Below are 16,231 nucleotides of genomic sequence, written 5' to 3' on the forward strand. Positions count from 1 at the left end.
AGCGTCAAGCGCGTTTGTAGTCTTGACCTATGAGCAAAAAATGGCTCACTGTTTTGTCACTGGGGATGAACCTCAAGGCTGACCAATATCCGGAAAAGGAAGGGTCGGCGACACCGCTCAAGAACCGCTCGGACAGGGCGGCAACTCAGGAAGAGGTAACTATGAAAACTACCGTATTTCTCGGTGCTCTGGCAGCGACTGGCCTATCGGCTGGTATCGCGGCTGCGAACACTCTCGAAGACGTACAAGCGCGCGGCGAACTGAACTGCGGCGTGAACACAGGTCTTGTGGGTTTTGCGGCACCGGATGCGAACGGCAACTGGTCGGGCTTTGATGTCGCGATCTGTAAAGCTGTTGCAGCGGCGGTGCTTGGCGATGCATCAAAGGTCAAATATGTCCCAACCACAGGTCAGACGCGTTTCACCGCGCTGTCCTCGGGTGAGGTTGACGTTTTGGTTCGCAACACCACGTGGACGTTCTCGCGCGACACCGACCTGAAGCTCGATTTCGTTGGCGTGAACTACTACGACGGTCAGGGCTTTATGGTTCCGAAGGCACTTGGCGTGACCTCGGCGAAAGAGCTGGACGGTGCGTCGATCTGTATTCAGACCGGCACCACAACCGAGCTGAACTTGGCTGACTACTTCAAAGCCAATAACATGAGCTACCAGCCCATCGCGATCGATTCCAATGCCGAAGGCGAACAGCAATATATCGCTGGCGCATGCGACGCATATACCACTGACGCATCAGGTCTGGCCGCGACACGCGCTGCATTTGCAACGCCGACCGACCACGTGATTTTGCCTGAAATTATCTCCAAAGAGCCGCTTGGACCAGCCGTGCGCCATGGCGACAGCGAGTGGGGCGATATCGTTCGCTGGACGCTGAACGCGTTGGTTGCTGCTGAAGAATACGGCGTGACCTCGGCCAATGTTGAAGAGCTGTCGAAAGGCACCGACAACCCTGAAGTCAACCGCCTGCTGGGCACCGAAGGTGATCTGGGCGGTATGATCGGTCTGGAAGCAGATTGGGCGAAAAAAGCGATTATGGCAGGTGGTAACTACGGCGAGATCTTCGCTGCGACCATCGGCGAATCCACACCGATCGGTCTGGCGCGCGGCCTGAACGCGCAATGGACCCAGGGTGGCCTGCTATACGCACCGCCATTCCGCTAAGTCGGAGTAACACGGAAGGGGCGCAGGGAAACCGGCGCCCCTTTCAGTTTCAGGAACAACCCGCCGGTGGGGCCAACCCTAAACACGAACCAAAGGTTCGGACCGGGACTAGCGGGAACAGGGGTATAACACATGACATCCGCGTCTGATGGCACGCCGGAGCACGGCTTCCGGCTGAGTCAGCTTATTTACGATACGCGCTACCGATCACTTACGATTCAGGTTGTGACCTTCATCCTGGTCATGTCCGGGGTTTGGTGGCTGATCGGCAACGTGATCGCAAACCTTAGTTTATTGGGCAAAGAAATCACTTTTGATTTCCTGTTCAACCGTTCTGGCTATGACATCGGCCAAACGCTGATCCCCTATAGCAACGATGACACACATTTGCGCGCGGCCCTTGTCGGCCTGTTGAATACGCTTTGGGTGTCCTTGCTGGGATGTATCACGGCGACGATCTTGGGGATTTTTGCAGGTGTGCTACGCCTGTCGAATAACTGGTTGATCGCCCGTTTGATGACAATTTATGTCGAAATCTTCCGTAACATCCCGGTTCTGTTGTGGATCTTGGTGTGTATGGCTGTTTTGACCGAGCTGGCCCCGTCACCCGCCGGATATCGTCCGAATGCGGATGGCATCAGCACCCACTCAATGTGGCTGATGGACTCCGTGGCCTTTACCAACCGCTATACGGCTGTGCCGGGTATCGAATTTGCGCATGGTCTGGGTGTGATCAACACGCCGATTGCGCCGATTTCGCTAAATTGGCTGCTGATCATTGTGGTGCTTGTCGCATCATTTTGGGCCAATAAGCGTTTGCGCGCCAATGCTGACAAGACACAAGAGGCCACTGGCCTGCGCCCCACGACCTGGTGGAAGAGCATCCTGATCTTGTTGGCGCCGGTGATTGTTGTGCTTGTCGCGCTTGGCTTTTACCTGACCTATCCGACGTTGAAGGGTTTCAACTTCTCCGGCGGTAGCAACATCTCGAACGCGTTTGTCGCATTGTGGTTGGGCCTGTCGCTTTACACCGGTGCGTTCATTGCAGAGATCGTCCGCGCCGGTATCCTTGCAATATCCAATGGGCAGTCAGAGGCAGCCTTCGCATTGGGTATGCGCCCGAATCGGACGATGAAACTGGTGATCTTGCCGCAGGCGTTGCGAGTGATTATCCCACCGCTGATTTCGCAATATCTGAACCTGACCAAGAACTCTTCTTTGGCCATTGCAGTTGGTTACATGGACCTTCGCGGCACATTGGGCGGTATCACGCTGAACCAAACTGGGCGGGAGCTTGAGGCCATCTTGTTGATGATGCTTGTTTATCTGGCGATCTCGTTGTCGATTTCCGGGGTGATGAATGTCTACAACAAAAGCGTGAAACTGAAGGAGCGGTGATATGAGCGATATGCATGCCGAAACCGTCCCTTACGTCAGGGACACGATGCTGCCGCAGTCCGAACCGCCGAATGCTCAATCGGGCGCGGTGAAATGGCTGCGTGAGAATATGTTCTCAAGCTGGACCAACGCCATCCTGACGGCGATTGGTGTGGCCATTATCTATGTGTTGTTCACGCATTTCTACCCTTGGTTCGCCCATGGCGTGTGGAATGCAAGCAGCGTGGCAGAATGCCGCCAAATCATCACAGAGACCTATGGCGAAGGCGCAACCGGCGCATGCTGGGCGGTGATTAAGGCGCGTTGGAACCAATATCTGTTCGGCTTCTATCCGCGTGAACTGTATTGGCGTCCGATCCTGACCTTTGTGTTGATGTTTGTTGCAGCGGCGCCTGTGCTATACACCAGTTTGCCGCGCAAAATGCTGTGGTTCACAGTGGCCTATCCGCTTCTGGCGCTGTGGCTGCTGTGGGGTGGGTCCATATGGCCGGTGCTGATGATCGCTGTTGGTTTTGTCATTGGCTTTGTCGTGATCCGCATGTTGGAGACAAAGAATATGGCTTTGGCCGTGGCGGCCGGGATTCTTGTGCCCGTGCTGTTCTGGATCTATGCTGTTGGCCCGATTGATAACGTGCTGACCAGCGTGCTTCCGATCGGTATCGAAGCCGTGCCGTCACGCGAATTTGGTGGCTTTTTGCTGGCCATCGTTATCGGTTTGGGCGGGATTGTCATGTCCTTGCCATTGGGCATCGTTCTGGCGCTGGGGCGTCAGTCGGATATGTTCTTGATCAAGACCTTCTCTGTCATGTTCATCGAATTTATCCGGGGTGTTCCGCTGATTACGCTGTTGTTCGTGGCGTCATTGCTGCTGAACTACTTCCTGCCACCGGGGACGAATTTCGACATCATCTTGCGCGTGATGATCCTGGTCACCATGTTCTCTGCCGCCTATATCGCGGAGGTGATCCGTGGGGGTCTGGCAGCGTTGCCGCGTGGTCAATACGAGGCCGCAGATGCGCTGGGGCTGGATTACTGGCGGGCACAACGCCTGATCATCTTGCCGCAGGCATTGAAAATCTCAATCCCGGGGATCGTGTCGACTTTTATCGGCATGTTCAAAGACACCACGCTTGTGACCTTTGTGGGGCTTTATGACCCGCTGAAATCCATTCCGGACTCGATCCGCGCCGCCTTTGAATGGAAGGGCACCTATTGGGAGCACTTCGTGTTCGTCGGCGCGGTCTTCTTCGTCATCAACTTCGCTATGTCGCGCTATTCGATGTATCTTGAGCGTAAGCTCAAGCGCGACCACCGCTAAGGAGCCAGACACATGGCCGCAGAAATGAACCTCGACACCGCCAATCGTGCGTCGCTTCAAGTTTCGGATGAAGAAGCGATCCGAATTGAGAATATGAACAAATGGTATGGGCAGTTTCACGTTCTTCGTGACATCAACCTGACCGTTAATCGTGGTGAGCGGATCGTTATCGCCGGGCCGTCAGGCTCGGGTAAGTCGACGATGATCCGTTGCATCAACCGTCTGGAAGAGCATCAGGCCGGTAAGATCGTTGTTGACGGAACCGAGCTGACTTCGGATTTGAAAAATATCGACAAGGTCCGTTCAGAAGTGGGGATGGTGTTTCAGCACTTTAATCTGTTCCCGCATTTGACGATCTTGGAAAACTGCACTTTGGCCCCGATTTGGGTTCGTAAGATCCCGAAGAAAGAGGCCGAAGAAACCGCGATGCATTTCCTTGAAAAGGTCAAGATCCCGGATCAGGCCCATAAATATCCGGGCATGTTGTCGGGGGGGCAGCAGCAGCGTGTGGCAATTGCCCGTTCGTTGTGCATGAAGCCACGGATCATGCTGTTCGATGAGCCGACATCGGCGCTGGACCCAGAGATGATCAAAGAAGTTTTGGACACGATGATCGAGCTGGCCGAAGAAGGCATGACGATGCTGTGCGTGACGCATGAAATGGGCTTCGCCCAGGCTGTGGCGAACCGTGTGATCTTCATGGACCAAGGGCAGATTGTGGAGCAGAACAATCCACATGATTTCTTCCATAACCCGCAATCGGAGCGCACCAAGCTGTTCCTAAGCCAGATCCTTGGCCACTAATCACTGTGGTTGGGCGCCTTTAAGCGGGTGCACCGACCCTTTGCCAATGACGTGAAAGATACAATCGCGCCCTCGGTCCTGCCGGGGGCGCATTTTTACATGGGGCCACTCTGCACGCGCCCTGGAACAGAGCGTGAACGGCGACCTGGGCTTCGCGTTTCCAGGGCCCATCCCCCGGGCATCAGGGGCGCTCTGCGCCGTAAGGAGCGGCATTTCAGCGGTGGGGTAAACCCTGACACGGCAACGGGCTCGCCAGGAATTAGCGAGCCCGTTCTTCGAAGGAAATGATCTGCCCTGCCGTATCTTCGTCGGGGCGATGCTTATAACATTCTTGAGATAACCGGCCCCAATGCCGCTGCGATTTCCTCATGAACCTTCGGGCCGGGCATGGTCGCCGCGGCGGGCTCTTCCAGCGGTGCAAAATGCATCCCTTGCGTGCCAGAGCCACATGCGGCGGGGGAGGGCGTCACACGCACCAAATCATCCGCCTTTGAACGTATCTCTGCGACCATTTCTTCGGTGATCAGCAGCGGCTCGGCACCCAAAGGATCCGAAGCGGAGTCTGGGTGATAATCGTTGAGCCAGAGCAGCACTTTGCGGCCCGGTGTTTTTTCAAGCAGCTGATGCATCCGTGCGACCCATGCCAATTGCAATTCCTGCACCAATGAGGCATAGCGATCCGGCGCCTTTGCGCGCAACGCGCTAAGCATATGGCGCGTGAAATTGAACTCTGTGAAGTCCACGTCGTTGAACACGGCCCGCATCAAATTCGATGCGCGTAGAAAGCGATCATTGCGGCGCGGATGCACTGCATAGAAGCGGTTCGACATATTCGCCGCGCCCATCAGCTGGATCACAGTCAATTCAGCCGTTTTTGTCGCCTCTGCGATTTGGGGTTCATGCAAGAAAACATCGACACCCGCATTCAGATATCCGAAATTGACGGTCTGCATGCCAAGATGCATTTCCAAAAGCTCTGGCCACGGCTGCGCCACGAACTTTCCATATGTTTCCGATCCACCAATCGCGGCCACATAAGGCACATCCAGTCGCCGCCGTGGTCCACGAAACAACAGTTTCGACTTGCCATAACGGCATGGAAAATAATCAAGGGCTCCTTCACCCGCATATTCGAAGGCCATTTATCCCACCTAAATTTTCGACTCACCCAACTTCACCTTGCCGACAATTTTCTTGCCAAAAACCTAAAGCTAAAATGCGATCGAATTCTTTAATCCTTGTGAGCCGGGTACTCCGTACACTATCGTGCAAGCGCAGCATGAGGAGAAAGCCATGGCTATCGAAACTGTCGGAATCGTCGGCGCAGGCCAGATGGGGAACGGCATTGCCCATGTCTTTGCCCTTGGGGGCTTTGACGTGGTCTTGAACGATATCTCTCAAGATGGGCTGGATAAGGCGCTGGTTACCATACGTGGCAATCTGGATCGCCAAGTGTCACGCGGTAAAATTTCTGCCGAGGCGCGCGATACAGCCATAGCGCGTATCACCACCACGCTGACCTTGACAGATCTGGGCCAGACGGACCTGATCATCGAAGCCGCGACAGAACGTGAAACGGTGAAATCTGCAATTTTTGAAGATTTGGTCCCGCATCTTAAACCGAACACGATTTTGGCGTCCAACACGTCGTCGATCTCGATCACGCGGTTGGCGTCACGCACGGATCGCCCCGAGAAGTTCATGGGTGTGCATTTTATGAACCCGGTCCCTGTGATGCAGCTCGTGGAGCTTATTCGCGGCATCGCAACGTCGGATGAAACCTTCAAGGCGCTGATTGATGTTGTTGAAAAGCTGGGAAAAACTTCCGCAAGCGCAGAGGATTTTCCAGCATTTATCGTGAACCGTATTTTGATCCCAATGATCAATGAAGCGGTCTATGCGCTGTATGAAGGGGTTGGAAATGTAACCTCGATCGATCATTCGATGAAGCTGGGCGCGGCCCATCCTATGGGGCCATTAGAACTGGCGGATTTCATCGGTTTGGACACATGTCTGGCGATTATGAACGTGCTTCATGACGGGCTGGCGGATACCAAGTATCGTCCCTGCCCATTGCTGACCAAATATGTCGAAGCCGGTTGGCTGGGGCGTAAAACCGGCCGTGGTTTCTATGATTATCGCGGCGACACGCCTGTGCCGACGCGCTGAGGCCAAAAAAGGCCCCGGTCGGCGCTGATATCATTGCGCCGGCCGGTGCTTAATCCTTTAATGACAGTGTTTCTTCGCGCAGATCCGCCAGCCATTGGCGCGGGTTTTTCAGTGCCTCACGCATTTCATCGGGATGTTTGGCATGGCCGATGACAGGTTTTTGCGGTTTGTTCAGCGCCTTGCGGATTTCATACAGTAGCAACGATTGCCGCAGCGTCGCAGAAAATTGGCTTACAATCTGGTAAAGGCGGGTGTTGTGAGAGCGAAAATGCACCGGCAGCACCTGCGCACCTGATCGGCTGACCATCTTTGCGGTGAAGGGGTTCCATTCGTCTTCGATGACCGGTCCAAACCAGCTGTGGGAATGCGCAACAGCACCAGCGGGGAACAGCACGATACAGCCGCCTTGCTTTAGCACCGCCATTGCATCGGCGCGCATTTTCAAGCTGTCTTCACGCGCATTTTCTTCATGCGGGAAGGGGACGGGCAACATATATTTCTCAATTTCAGGGACGCCGGTCAGCAAGGACCGGGTCAAAATCCGATAATCGTCGCGCACCTTACCGATCAGATAAGCCAGCACCATCCCATCCACCAACCCATGCGGGTGGTTGGCGACAACGATCAACGGACCTGTCTTGGGAATGCGTGCGATCTGTTCGGCGGGGGTCTGCACGTCAATCCCCATGACCCGCAATGCCTGGGGCCAAAATTCACGGCCAAACGGAGTGCCCTGCGATTCGAACCGGCGGATCAGACGCAGCAGCGGGATCTTTGCGGTGATCCATTCGACCGTGCGGATCGTATTCGCCTTGAACGGGTTGGTGAATGTCGTCGCATAGGACAAGCGCCGCTTGTCATACGGCTTTTGCGTGGTCTGTAGCTCTGGCGGTGTCAGATCGCGGAAATCTTGCATCTGGTTCACGTCCGGGCCCTCACCTTTCATGATGGCTAAATGCCTTCACCGAATTTGTCAGCGATTAGCTCTGACAGCGCATCCATCAGGCCATCAGCCTGCGACCCGGTGGTTGTCACGTCAATGGTTGTTCCACGTGAAGCGGCGAGCATTAAAAGACCCATGATCGAGTCGCCCGACACCTGCATACCGTCTTTCTCGACTTCGGCTTTGGCATCGAATTTTTCGACCATTTCCACGAATTTTGCAGAGGCGCGCGCATGCAGCCCCTTTTCATTCATGATCTCAATGCGTTTTTGCGCCATTCATCCCGCCTCCGCCACATCCATAAGCGGAGTAACTATTGATGTATTTGCGCCCGGCATCAAGTGCGGCCTCAACGGCTGCGTGAACCGTCAGAGAGCGGGATTTGGCCAGTTTGATCAACAACGGAAGGTTTGCGCCATAGATGATCTCACGCTCGCAATGTTCGCATGCCATCAGGCTTAGGTTTGACGGCGACGCACCAAACATATCCGTCACCACCACAACACCATCGCCGGTGTCTACCGCATCCGCGGCTTCGCGGATTTCGGCCTGCTTGGCTTGACGGTCGTGACCTACGTCAATTGTAATCGCTTCAATCCCGTTTTGTGGCCCTACAACATGTTCGACAGCCGCCAGATATTCGCGCGCCAACCCGCCATGTGCCACGATCACGATCCCGATCACGCGCCGCTTCCCGTCTTCGCCAATGGGCCACCATCACGGCCGACCCGTTCCAATTCTCTGTGTCGTTTAGACACGTGCCAACCCGCCTCTGCAAGTGCGTTAATTATCGATTCCGTAAGGGCAACCGATCGATGTTTCCCCCCCGTGCAGCCGAACCCAATTGCCAGATGGGTCTTGCCCTCTTGAACATGGGCCGGCAGCAGGAACTTGATTAAGCCTAAGACCCTTTCATGAAATTCATCATAACGGGGGTCACTTTGGATATGTGCTGCGACCTCTGGCTGGCGGCCATCCATCGGGCGCAACTCGGGCACCCAGTGCGGATTGGTCAAAAACCGACAATCGAACATAACATCCAGCCCCCGCGGGACCCCGCGCTTATAACTGAAGCTATGCACGGAAACGGACATATGCGAGTCGTCACCGTGATCAAACAATCGCGATATTTCCGCGCGGCAGTCGTGAACGGTCATATCTGAACTGTCGATAAGGATATCCGCCCGCGCACGAATGGGCGCCAAAATGTCCATTTCCTGTGTGATGCCTTCCATCGGTGCATCATCCGGCGAGAGGGGGTGCCTGCGGCGAGTTTCAGAGTAGCGGCGCTGCAAAACATCGGCGCGCGCGTCCATATATAGCACCTCAAGCTGCACATCAGGATGGCGCGTTAAACTGTCGATCAACTCAATCAACCGTGTCGCAGAAAAATCGCGGTTACGCACATCAACGCCTAAAGCAAGCGGTTGTAGCAACGGCCCATCTATTACGCGCGGCACCATCGACAGCGGCAGGTTGTCGATGGTTTCGTAGCCCAGATCCTCTAGCGTTGCGATCACAGTGGAGCGCCCAGCCCCAGAGGGACCGGTGACCAGCACCACGCGCTGAGGAATTGCTCGGTCCGTCCGGGTCATTTCATCGCTCACGCGACTCTCCCCATCTTCAGATATTGTAATACCGCCGATACAAGATGATCATGTTGCACGCGCAGCACAAGGGGCAGTGTGACGTCTAACAGCATCTCTTCGCGGTGTGGCGGCAATCGCTCGGTTTCTTCATGGTCCAAATCGACGATAAATGACACTCGGGCATGCTCTAGAGCATCCGCATGGAGGATGCCCACCTGGCGCGCTTCGATCTGATGTCTAAGCGGGGCAGGGGCGCTGGCGATCAATGCGCCGGCCTGCGCCTGCAGGTCGACCCGGTCATCCGCGACAAGATGCGCACCAAATGCCATAAGCCCAAGCGCCAAAGAGGATTTTCCCGATCCGGCTGCCCCACGAATTAAGACGCCGCGCTGGGGATCCAGCGCGACGCATGAGGCATGAATGTTCGTTATATGCGGTGACATGTCCTACACCGGAAGACCCACAACGAAGCGCGCACCCAGAGGTTCTGACGTGACATCGACATCTGTCGGACGGATATTTTCCGCCCAGATAACGCCGCCATGCGCTTCGACGATTTGCTTGGAAATCGCCAGCCCAAGTCCAGAGTGATCACCAAACTGACCCTCTGGCCGTTCGGAATAGAACCGCTTAAACACTTTGTTAAGCGCTTCTTCCGGGATCCCCGGTCCAGTGTCTTCAACAACGATCAGAACACGATTGTCGCGTTGACGCGCCCAAACACGCACAGCGTCGCCATCCTCACAAAATGAGATGGCATTGGTAATCAGATTTACAAAAACCTGCGCCAGTCTACCCTCTAACCCATTGATATAAATGGGATCAGCCGGAAGGTCCGTAATGAATTCGACACCTTTTTCATTTGCTTGCTGGCCAAGATAATCGGTCAAATTACCGACCATTTTCAGCAGGCTGAAGGTCTCTTCATCTTCTTTCACCAGCTCGGAATCCAACCGCGATGCGTTGGAAATGTCCGAGACCAGTCGATCAAGGCGGCGAACGTCATGTTCGATCACATCAAGCAGCTTGGTGCGATGTTCTTCCTTTTTGACCATACGCAAAGACGCTACAGCAGAGCGCAGGCTGGCGAGCGGGTTCTTGATCTCATGACTGACATCAGCGGCAAACTGTTCATTCGCGTCGATGCGGTCATATAATGCCGCGACCATGCCACGCAATGCACCGGACAAGCGCCCGATTTCATCAGGGCGCGCCGTCAGGTCAGGGATACGAACCCGGGCAGGGGACATGTTGCGCGTGTTTTTATCGCGGCCAATTTCGGCAGCCGTCGCAAGATCTGATAGCGGGTTCGCGATTGTCGAGGCCAAGACAAGCGACAGGCCGATTGAGACGATGATCGCAATGACGAACATCTGCAAAACCTGCTCTCGCTCCACCCGGACAAGCTGATCAATTTCCCCCGCTGCCGAGGTCAGCGCAATGGACCCAACCAAAGCACCATTTTGATAAACGCCTGTCGCCACGGAGAAAATCGTGGCACCTTGGGTGTTGCGCCGGGTGTCCATCTGGGTCAGGCCGGGTTGCAGACTGCTGGCCAGCCGCTGTGCAATATCGGCGTTGCTATCAACACGCTCTTCGCCGCGCGCACGGGTTAGGGCAGACACGCCTTCCCAGACAAAATTCAAGAAATCGGTGATCAACGTCGATCGCGTGTCATTGTGCAGCCCTTCAACCGCACCACGTTCAGAGGTCAGAACCTGCTCAGAGGATAGGATCATCTGGCCTGCGACATCGAAGACATATAACGAGCTGCCTTCGGGCAGTTCGATGCCTTGCATCGTGTCGACTAGGTCAATCCCGTCACCTGCGGCGAAATTCACCGGCGCGGATTTGGGCAAACGGGCCTCAAAGACATCTGCCACCAGCTCTGCTTCGGACACGATCGCGCTTTCACGCTGAAAGACAAGGCTGTCGCGGAACGGGTTTAAATACAAAACGCCCGACACCATCACCACCATCGCAAGCAGGTTGAATGTGATGATTTTCCGCGCCAGCGGTGAACGGTTCAATGAGATCAACGTGCGTTTCTTGCGGCGCTTCAACATAAACGCATCATCTGCCCCGCTTGGGGCAACCCAGTCCTCTCCGAGAACGATATCCGCATCCCGGGCAGGCGCCTTCTTGGGCGCCCGCCGGGTCCGGCCAAATCCTATGAGTCCCGCGATGCTCATTCTTCGTTATAACGGTAGCCGATGCCATAAAGTGTTTCGATGGCCGAAAAATCGTCATCAGCTGTACGCATTTTTTTCCGAAGCCGTTTGATGTGGCTGTCGATGGTTCTGTCATCAACATAGACCTGATCATCATAGGCGACATCCATCAGCTGATCGCGGGACTTCACAAAGCCTGGTCGCTGCGCCAAAGCCTGCAGCAGCAAGAACTCTGTCACTGTCAGCGTGACTTCGCGGCCTTTCCACGAAACCGAATGGCGCAGCGGGTCCATTGTTAGGGCACCACGGGTAATGACCTTGTTCTCTTCGGTCACCACCACTTCGCTGGATCCTGACAGTACCTCTTGGCGCCGCAAAAGCGAGCGGATACGTTCGACCAGCAAGCGTTGGCTGAACGGTTTTTTCACATAGTCATCTGCGCCCATACGCAGGCCCAGAACCTCATCAATCTCATCATCTTTTGAGGTTAGGAAAATCACCGGCATAGATGTTTTTTGCCGCAAACGCTGCAACAGATCCATACCATCCATCCGGGGCATCTTGATATCCAGCACAGCCATATCCGGCAGGCGCTTATTAAACGCATCAAGCGCCGCCTGGCCGTCATTATAAGTTTCGACCTCGAAGCCCTCTGCCTCAAGCGTCATGGAAACGGATGTAAGAATATTACGGTCATCATCGACCAGAGCGATCCTCGACATGAGCTTTCACCCTCTAACTGCCCAATTGTTTTTTATTGCGACCATACTCGACGTTCCCGAGGACAGAATCAACATCGTTATGCGAATCAGTCATCCTTGATGCCTAGACTGGCGCCGAAATGCCAAAGGTTTGACTAATTTGTCTCACTTCTTTGGCGCCGCTTCATATTGGTTGCGCTAAACCTTGGATGTTTGCGCTAACGAATGCAAGAGGTGCTGTTCCCACAATTTTTGCACATGTTATAGGGAGGCATCCGGCACGGCCCGCCGGATCAATGCGGCCTGTAGCGAGGCGGTATTGCAACTGACCCATGGAACAGCCGCGCGACGGCATTCGGGAGCAAATAGATGATCATCGGACACGTTAACCCAGCGCATAGCCTAGAAGATCAAGGCATCACCGGTCTGGGAAATGTCTATTACAACCTCATCGAACCCGCCCTGATCCAAGAAGCGATCAAGCGTAATGAAGGTACCCTCGGTAAGGGTGGTGCATTCTATTGCTCGACCGGCGTTCATACCGGGCGTTCGCCCAAAGACAAATTTGTTGTGCGTACCGCAGATGTCGAAGACAGCATCTGGTGGGAAAACAACGCCCCGATGGATCCGGCAAAATTCGATGTGCTTTACGCGGATATGCTGGCTCACATGAAGGGCAAAGATTATTTCGTGCAGGATTTGGTCGGTGGGGCAGATCCTGCCTCTGCCATCGATGTGCGCGTTGTGTCAGAATTAGCATGGCACAACCTGTTCATCCGCACGATGCTGCGCCGCCCAGAGCGTGCCGAATTGGACAATTTTGAAGCCGAGTTCACCATCGTGAACTGCCCCAGTTTCAAAGCAGATCCAGAGCGCCATGGTTGCCGCAGTGAAACAGTGATCGCGCTGAACTTTGAAAAGAAGCTGATCCTTGTTGGCAACACGCAATACGCCGGCGAAAACAAAAAAGGTGTGTTCACGTTGATGAACTACCTGTTGCCAGGCAAAGGCATCATGCCAATGCATTGCTCTGCAAACCACGCGATTGGCAACCCAGATGATTCCGCCATTTTCTTTGGCTTGTCGGGCACTGGCAAAACCACCTTGTCGGCATGCGAAGACCGCACGCTGATCGGGGATGACGAACATGGCTGGTCCGACAATGGTATCTTTAATTTTGAAGGTGGCTGCTACGCCAAAACGATCAACCTGTCACAAGAGGCCGAGCCGGAAATTTACAACACCTGCTCCATGTTCGGCACGGTTGTCGAAAATATGGTCTATGATCCCAATACGCTTGAATTGGATTTTGAAGACAATTCGATCACGGATAACATGCGCTGCGCCTACCCGCTGCACTATATTTCCAACGCATCGGATACGGCGCTGGGTGGCCATCCGAAGAATGTCATCATGCTGACCTGCGATGCTTTTGGTGTGTTGCCTCCCATCGCGCGTTTGACGCCGGCACAAGCAATGTATCATTTCCTGTCGGGCTTTACGTCCAAAACGCCAGGCACGGAAATGGGTGTGGTTGAACCGATCCCGACATTCTCGACATGTTTTGGTGCACCGTTCATGCCCCGCCGTCCTGAGGAATATGGCAAGCTGTTGGCAGATAAGATTGCAACCTATGGGTCCAACTGCTGGCTGGTAAATACAGGCTGGTCCGGTGGTGCGTTTGGAACGGGTAAGCGGATGCCGATTAAGGCTACGCGGGCGCTATTGGATGCCGCACTGAAAGGTGAGTTGGACAAGGTGGAATTCCGCAAAGATCCAAACTTTGGTTTTGAAGTGCCCGTGACAGCGCCGGGTGTGGATGCCATGTTGTTGGATCCACGCGCCACCTGGGCCGATCCGGCCGCCTATGATGCGCAAGCAGCAAAGCTGGTGGAGATGTTCTCCGATAATTTCGCGCAATATGTGCCTTATATCGATGATGAAGTGAAAGCCGTCGCAATCGGCTGATCTGCGTCTGACGTTGTAACATGTTACTGGCCGCGTTCCGTAATGGGGCGCGGCCAGTGCCATTTCTACCGGTTGGGCCAGGTAAATTAACCAATTGTTTAGCAAGCTGTGGCGATGGTTAAGCATGACACATGGTCCAAACGCCTTTAACGACTCGCCTATGCCCTTATTCGGAGACCCCGATGAGGCCAGCCTGGCCAAGGCCGCAATGCCCAATGGGCGTTTGCCCTCTTATATTTCAAGCCACCGGAAGCGGTTGCGTGATCGGTTCATGGCTGGTGGGGCAGAGCCGGTGCCCGATTATGAGCTTCTGGAACTCGTGCTCTTCCGGGCCATCCCGCGCCGGGATGTCAAGCCGCTGGCACATCGGTTGATCACCACATTTGGGGATTTTGGCCGCGTTATTTCGGCGCCCCCACAGCGGTTGGCTGAGGTGGAAGGAGTCGGACATGCGATTATCGTCGAATTAAAAATAGTTGAGGCTGCGTCGCATCGTCTGGCGCGTTCCAAAGTGCTGCACCGCGCTGTTCTCAGCTCATGGGATGCACTGTTGGATTACTGCCATACGGCGATGGCACATCGCGAAACAGAACAGTTCCGTGTGCTTTATCTGGACCGGAAGAATATTTTGATCGCGGATGAGGAGCAATCTAGAGGCACGGTAGATCATGTCCCCGTTTATCCGCGAGAGGTCGTAAAACGCGCATTAGAGCTGAACGCATCGGCATTGATTTTGGTGCATAATCATCCTTCGGGTGACCCAACCCCATCAGAGTCAGACATCACCATGACAGAGCAAATCGCGACAGCATCAGGCGTAATGGGTCTGACGCTGCATGACCATCTGATCATCGGCAAAAGCCGGGAGCTAAGCTTTCGTGCGCAGGGCTATCTGTAGATGTCTGAAGTGCCCCCCAAGATCGGGACAGTCTGCTAAGCTTGTCGTCAACGACGATAAGAACGAATAACCTGGCTGGAAAACGGAAGAATTGTCCGTCGTCAGATAATTTGGGGCAGTTAGTCGCCTGAACTAAGAGAGGGTCTGTCTCATCCGGTTGATTTAATTATGCGGCGGAATTGCGGTGAAGCAAGCGTCGCGTTTCGATGGTTTTTCGTTTGATCCTCTCTCGTTGTTTTAGAATGTCTTGTCCGCGCCCGAAGTAAACATCGGCGGGCGTTAGGTTATGCAGGCTCTCATGATAGCGCCGGTGGTTATAATGCTCGACGAAGGCGTCAATTTGGCTGCTGAGATCGCCGGGCAGGTAATAGGTCTCCAGCAGGATCCGGTTTTTCAGGGTCTGGTGCCACCGCTCGATCTTACCTTGGGTTTGCGGGTGATATGGGGCACCGCGAACATGCTCCATTTTTTGATCTTCCAGCCACTCAGCCAGTTCACCCGAGATGTAACTGGCTCCGTTGTCGCTGAGGAGCCGCGGTTTGTGAACGACGGCTGCCTGATCACAGCCTGAAGCCTGCAGCGCCAGGTCCAGCGTGTCGGTCACATCGCCCGTCTTCATCGTGGTGCAGAGCTTCCAACTGATGATGTAACGGCTGTGAGCATCCAGGATCGTCGAAAGATAGAACCAGCCCCAGCCGATGACCTTGAGATAAGTAAAATCGGTCTGCCAGAGCTGGTTTGGCCGCGTGGTCTTGTCCCGGAACTCGTCGGCCGTAGACACCACCACATAGGCCGGGCTGGTGATCAGGTCGTAGGACTTGAGGATGCGATATGAATCGTCCCGAGTTTGTCGGAGACCATCAACTTAAGTAAGGATGATGGTTATGATAAAAAGCAAAATGGCAAATCGCTACTCGCCAGAAGTTCGCGCGCGGGTGGTCCGGATGGTGTTTGAACATCAAGGTTCATATGAAACGCAAGCGGGCGCGATAGCGGCCATTGCACCCAAGATCGGCTGTATTCCCCAGACACTGAGCGGATGGGTCAAGCAGGCCGAGAAGGACAGCGGCATGCGGGATGGCGTGACGACCGAG

16 protein-coding genes and 1 pseudogene are annotated in these 16,231 nt (G+C 54.6%); 8 read left to right on the forward strand and 9 right to left on the reverse strand.

Annotated elements, in window-relative coordinates; genetic code table 11:
* Positions 1 to 161: 161 nt before the first annotated feature.
* The 4 genes from BFP70_RS18905 (at position 162) to BFP70_RS18920 (ending at position 4,698) form a co-directional block, all read left to right on the forward strand.
* Positions 162 to 1,178, forward strand: a complete 1,017-nt coding sequence (locus BFP70_RS18905) for an amino acid ABC transporter substrate-binding protein (RefSeq protein WP_066013478.1) — start codon at positions 162 to 164, stop codon at positions 1,176 to 1,178.
* A 132-nt stretch (positions 1,179 to 1,310) separates the two neighbouring features.
* A complete protein-coding gene (locus tag BFP70_RS18910) occupies positions 1,311 to 2,576 on the forward strand; it encodes an amino acid ABC transporter permease (protein ID WP_066013481.1) in 1,266 nt (421 codons plus the stop codon).
* Between the two features lies 1 nt (position 2,577).
* Entirely contained in the window at positions 2,578 to 3,894 is a 1,317-nt protein-coding gene (locus BFP70_RS18915; RefSeq protein ID WP_066013484.1) for an amino acid ABC transporter permease, read from the forward strand.
* 12 nt (positions 3,895 to 3,906) lie between these two features.
* On the forward strand, positions 3,907 to 4,698 hold the full coding sequence (locus BFP70_RS18920) for an amino acid ABC transporter ATP-binding protein (RefSeq protein WP_066013486.1): 792 nt from the start codon (positions 3,907 to 3,909) through the stop codon (positions 4,696 to 4,698).
* Positions 4,699 to 5,018: 320 nt separating this feature from the next.
* Here the strand turns inward: BFP70_RS18920 and BFP70_RS18925 are convergent, their stop codons facing one another.
* The gene (locus BFP70_RS18925) at positions 5,019 to 5,840 is read right to left on the reverse strand and encodes a DUF6473 family protein (RefSeq protein WP_066013489.1); all 822 of its coding nucleotides are present in this window, start codon (positions 5,838 to 5,840) and stop codon (positions 5,019 to 5,021) included.
* 151 nt (positions 5,841 to 5,991) lie between these two features.
* On the opposite strand from BFP70_RS18925, the gene BFP70_RS18930 reads away from it, so the two are divergent.
* A complete protein-coding gene (locus tag BFP70_RS18930; protein WP_066013491.1) occupies positions 5,992 to 6,867 on the forward strand; it encodes a 3-hydroxybutyryl-CoA dehydrogenase in 876 nt (291 codons plus the stop codon).
* A gap of 49 nt (positions 6,868 to 6,916) precedes the next feature.
* Here the strand turns inward: BFP70_RS18930 and BFP70_RS18935 are convergent, their stop codons facing one another.
* Genes BFP70_RS18935 through BFP70_RS18965 form a run of 7 tightly spaced genes read right to left on the reverse strand, consistent with a single transcriptional unit; the run spans position 6,917 to position 12,292 of the window.
* A complete protein-coding gene (locus tag BFP70_RS18935; RefSeq protein ID WP_369820225.1) occupies positions 6,917 to 7,813 on the reverse strand; it encodes a lysophospholipid acyltransferase family protein in 897 nt (298 codons plus the stop codon).
* Positions 7,814 to 7,818: 5 nt separating this feature from the next.
* Complete coding sequence (locus tag BFP70_RS18940) at positions 7,819 to 8,088, reverse strand: HPr family phosphocarrier protein (protein ID WP_066013494.1); 270 nt, start codon at positions 8,086 to 8,088, stop codon at positions 7,819 to 7,821.
* Positions 8,069 to 8,494, reverse strand: a complete 426-nt coding sequence (locus BFP70_RS18945) for a PTS sugar transporter subunit IIA (protein WP_066013496.1) — start codon at positions 8,492 to 8,494, stop codon at positions 8,069 to 8,071. Before BFP70_RS18945 ends, BFP70_RS18940 begins: the two co-directional genes overlap by 20 nt.
* A complete protein-coding gene (rapZ, locus tag BFP70_RS18950) occupies positions 8,491 to 9,405 on the reverse strand; it encodes an RNase adapter RapZ (RefSeq protein WP_066013515.1) in 915 nt (304 codons plus the stop codon). The genes BFP70_RS18945 and rapZ overlap by 4 nt, the downstream gene beginning before the upstream one ends.
* 8 nt (positions 9,406 to 9,413) lie before the next feature.
* Complete coding sequence (locus BFP70_RS18955; RefSeq protein ID WP_066013500.1) at positions 9,414 to 9,842, reverse strand: HPr kinase/phosphorylase; 429 nt, start codon at positions 9,840 to 9,842, stop codon at positions 9,414 to 9,416.
* 3 nt (positions 9,843 to 9,845) lie between these two features.
* Entirely contained in the window at positions 9,846 to 11,591 is a 1,746-nt protein-coding gene (locus BFP70_RS18960; protein WP_066013502.1) for a sensor histidine kinase, read from the reverse strand.
* Entirely contained in the window at positions 11,588 to 12,292 is a 705-nt protein-coding gene (locus tag BFP70_RS18965; RefSeq protein WP_066013504.1) for a response regulator transcription factor, read from the reverse strand. Before BFP70_RS18965 ends, BFP70_RS18960 begins: the two co-directional genes overlap by 4 nt.
* Positions 12,293 to 12,640: 348 nt before the next feature.
* On the opposite strand from BFP70_RS18965, the gene BFP70_RS18970 reads away from it, so the two are divergent.
* Together BFP70_RS18970 and radC are read left to right on the forward strand one after the other, a co-directional pair.
* A complete protein-coding gene (locus BFP70_RS18970) occupies positions 12,641 to 14,239 on the forward strand; it encodes a phosphoenolpyruvate carboxykinase (protein ID WP_066013506.1) in 1,599 nt (532 codons plus the stop codon).
* Between the two features lie 160 nt (positions 14,240 to 14,399).
* The gene (gene radC / locus BFP70_RS18975; RefSeq protein WP_369820226.1) at positions 14,400 to 15,137 is read left to right on the forward strand and encodes a DNA repair protein RadC; all 738 of its coding nucleotides are present in this window, start codon (positions 14,400 to 14,402) and stop codon (positions 15,135 to 15,137) included.
* Between the two features lie 166 nt (positions 15,138 to 15,303).
* On the opposite strand, the pseudogene BFP70_RS18980 reads toward radC, so the two are convergent.
* Positions 15,304 to 15,969, reverse strand: a pseudogene (locus BFP70_RS18980) (transposase); the annotation flags it as partial.
* 52 nt (positions 15,970 to 16,021) lie between these two features.
* Here BFP70_RS18980 and BFP70_RS18985 point away from each other — a divergent pair.
* A partial coding sequence (locus tag BFP70_RS18985; RefSeq protein ID WP_141693277.1) for a transposase occupies positions 16,022 to 16,231 on the forward strand: 210 nt, incomplete at its 3' end.

It is taken from the genome of Thioclava sp. SK-1 (genome assembly GCF_001705665.1).
Classification (GTDB): domain Bacteria; phylum Pseudomonadota; class Alphaproteobacteria; order Rhodobacterales; family Rhodobacteraceae; genus Thioclava.

Excerpts from the sequence above, each read along its gene's own strand:
- BFP70_RS18905 (WP_066013478.1), top strand. The coding sequence starts at position 162 with ATGAAAACTACCGTATTTCTCGGTGCTCTGGCAGCGACTGGCCTATCG.
- BFP70_RS18925 (WP_066013489.1), bottom strand. The coding sequence starts at position 5,840 with ATGGCCTTCGAATATGCGGGTGAAGGAGCCCTTGATTATTTTCCATGC.
- BFP70_RS18935 (WP_369820225.1), bottom strand. The coding sequence starts at position 7,813 with ATGAAAGGTGAGGGCCCGGACGTGAACCAGATGCAAGATTTCCGCGAT.
- BFP70_RS18915 (WP_066013484.1), top strand. The coding sequence starts at position 2,578 with ATGAGCGATATGCATGCCGAAACCGTCCCTTACGTCAGGGACACGATG.
- BFP70_RS18930 (WP_066013491.1), top strand. The coding sequence starts at position 5,992 with ATGGCTATCGAAACTGTCGGAATCGTCGGCGCAGGCCAGATGGGGAAC.
- BFP70_RS18965 (WP_066013504.1), bottom strand. The coding sequence starts at position 12,292 with ATGTCGAGGATCGCTCTGGTCGATGATGACCGTAATATTCTTACATCC.
- BFP70_RS18940 (WP_066013494.1), bottom strand. The coding sequence starts at position 8,088 with ATGGCGCAAAAACGCATTGAGATCATGAATGAAAAGGGGCTGCATGCG.
- BFP70_RS18970 (WP_066013506.1), top strand. The coding sequence starts at position 12,641 with ATGATCATCGGACACGTTAACCCAGCGCATAGCCTAGAAGATCAAGGC.
- BFP70_RS18960 (WP_066013502.1), bottom strand. The coding sequence starts at position 11,591 with ATGAGCATCGCGGGACTCATAGGATTTGGCCGGACCCGGCGGGCGCCC.
- rapZ (WP_066013515.1), bottom strand. The coding sequence starts at position 9,405 with ATGACCCGGACGGACCGAGCAATTCCTCAGCGCGTGGTGCTGGTCACC.
- BFP70_RS18910 (WP_066013481.1), top strand. The coding sequence starts at position 1,311 with ATGACATCCGCGTCTGATGGCACGCCGGAGCACGGCTTCCGGCTGAGT.
- BFP70_RS18955 (WP_066013500.1), bottom strand. The coding sequence starts at position 9,842 with ATGTCACCGCATATAACGAACATTCATGCCTCATGCGTCGCGCTGGAT.
- BFP70_RS18920 (WP_066013486.1), top strand. The coding sequence starts at position 3,907 with ATGGCCGCAGAAATGAACCTCGACACCGCCAATCGTGCGTCGCTTCAA.
- radC (WP_369820226.1), top strand. The coding sequence starts at position 14,400 with ATGCCCTTATTCGGAGACCCCGATGAGGCCAGCCTGGCCAAGGCCGCA.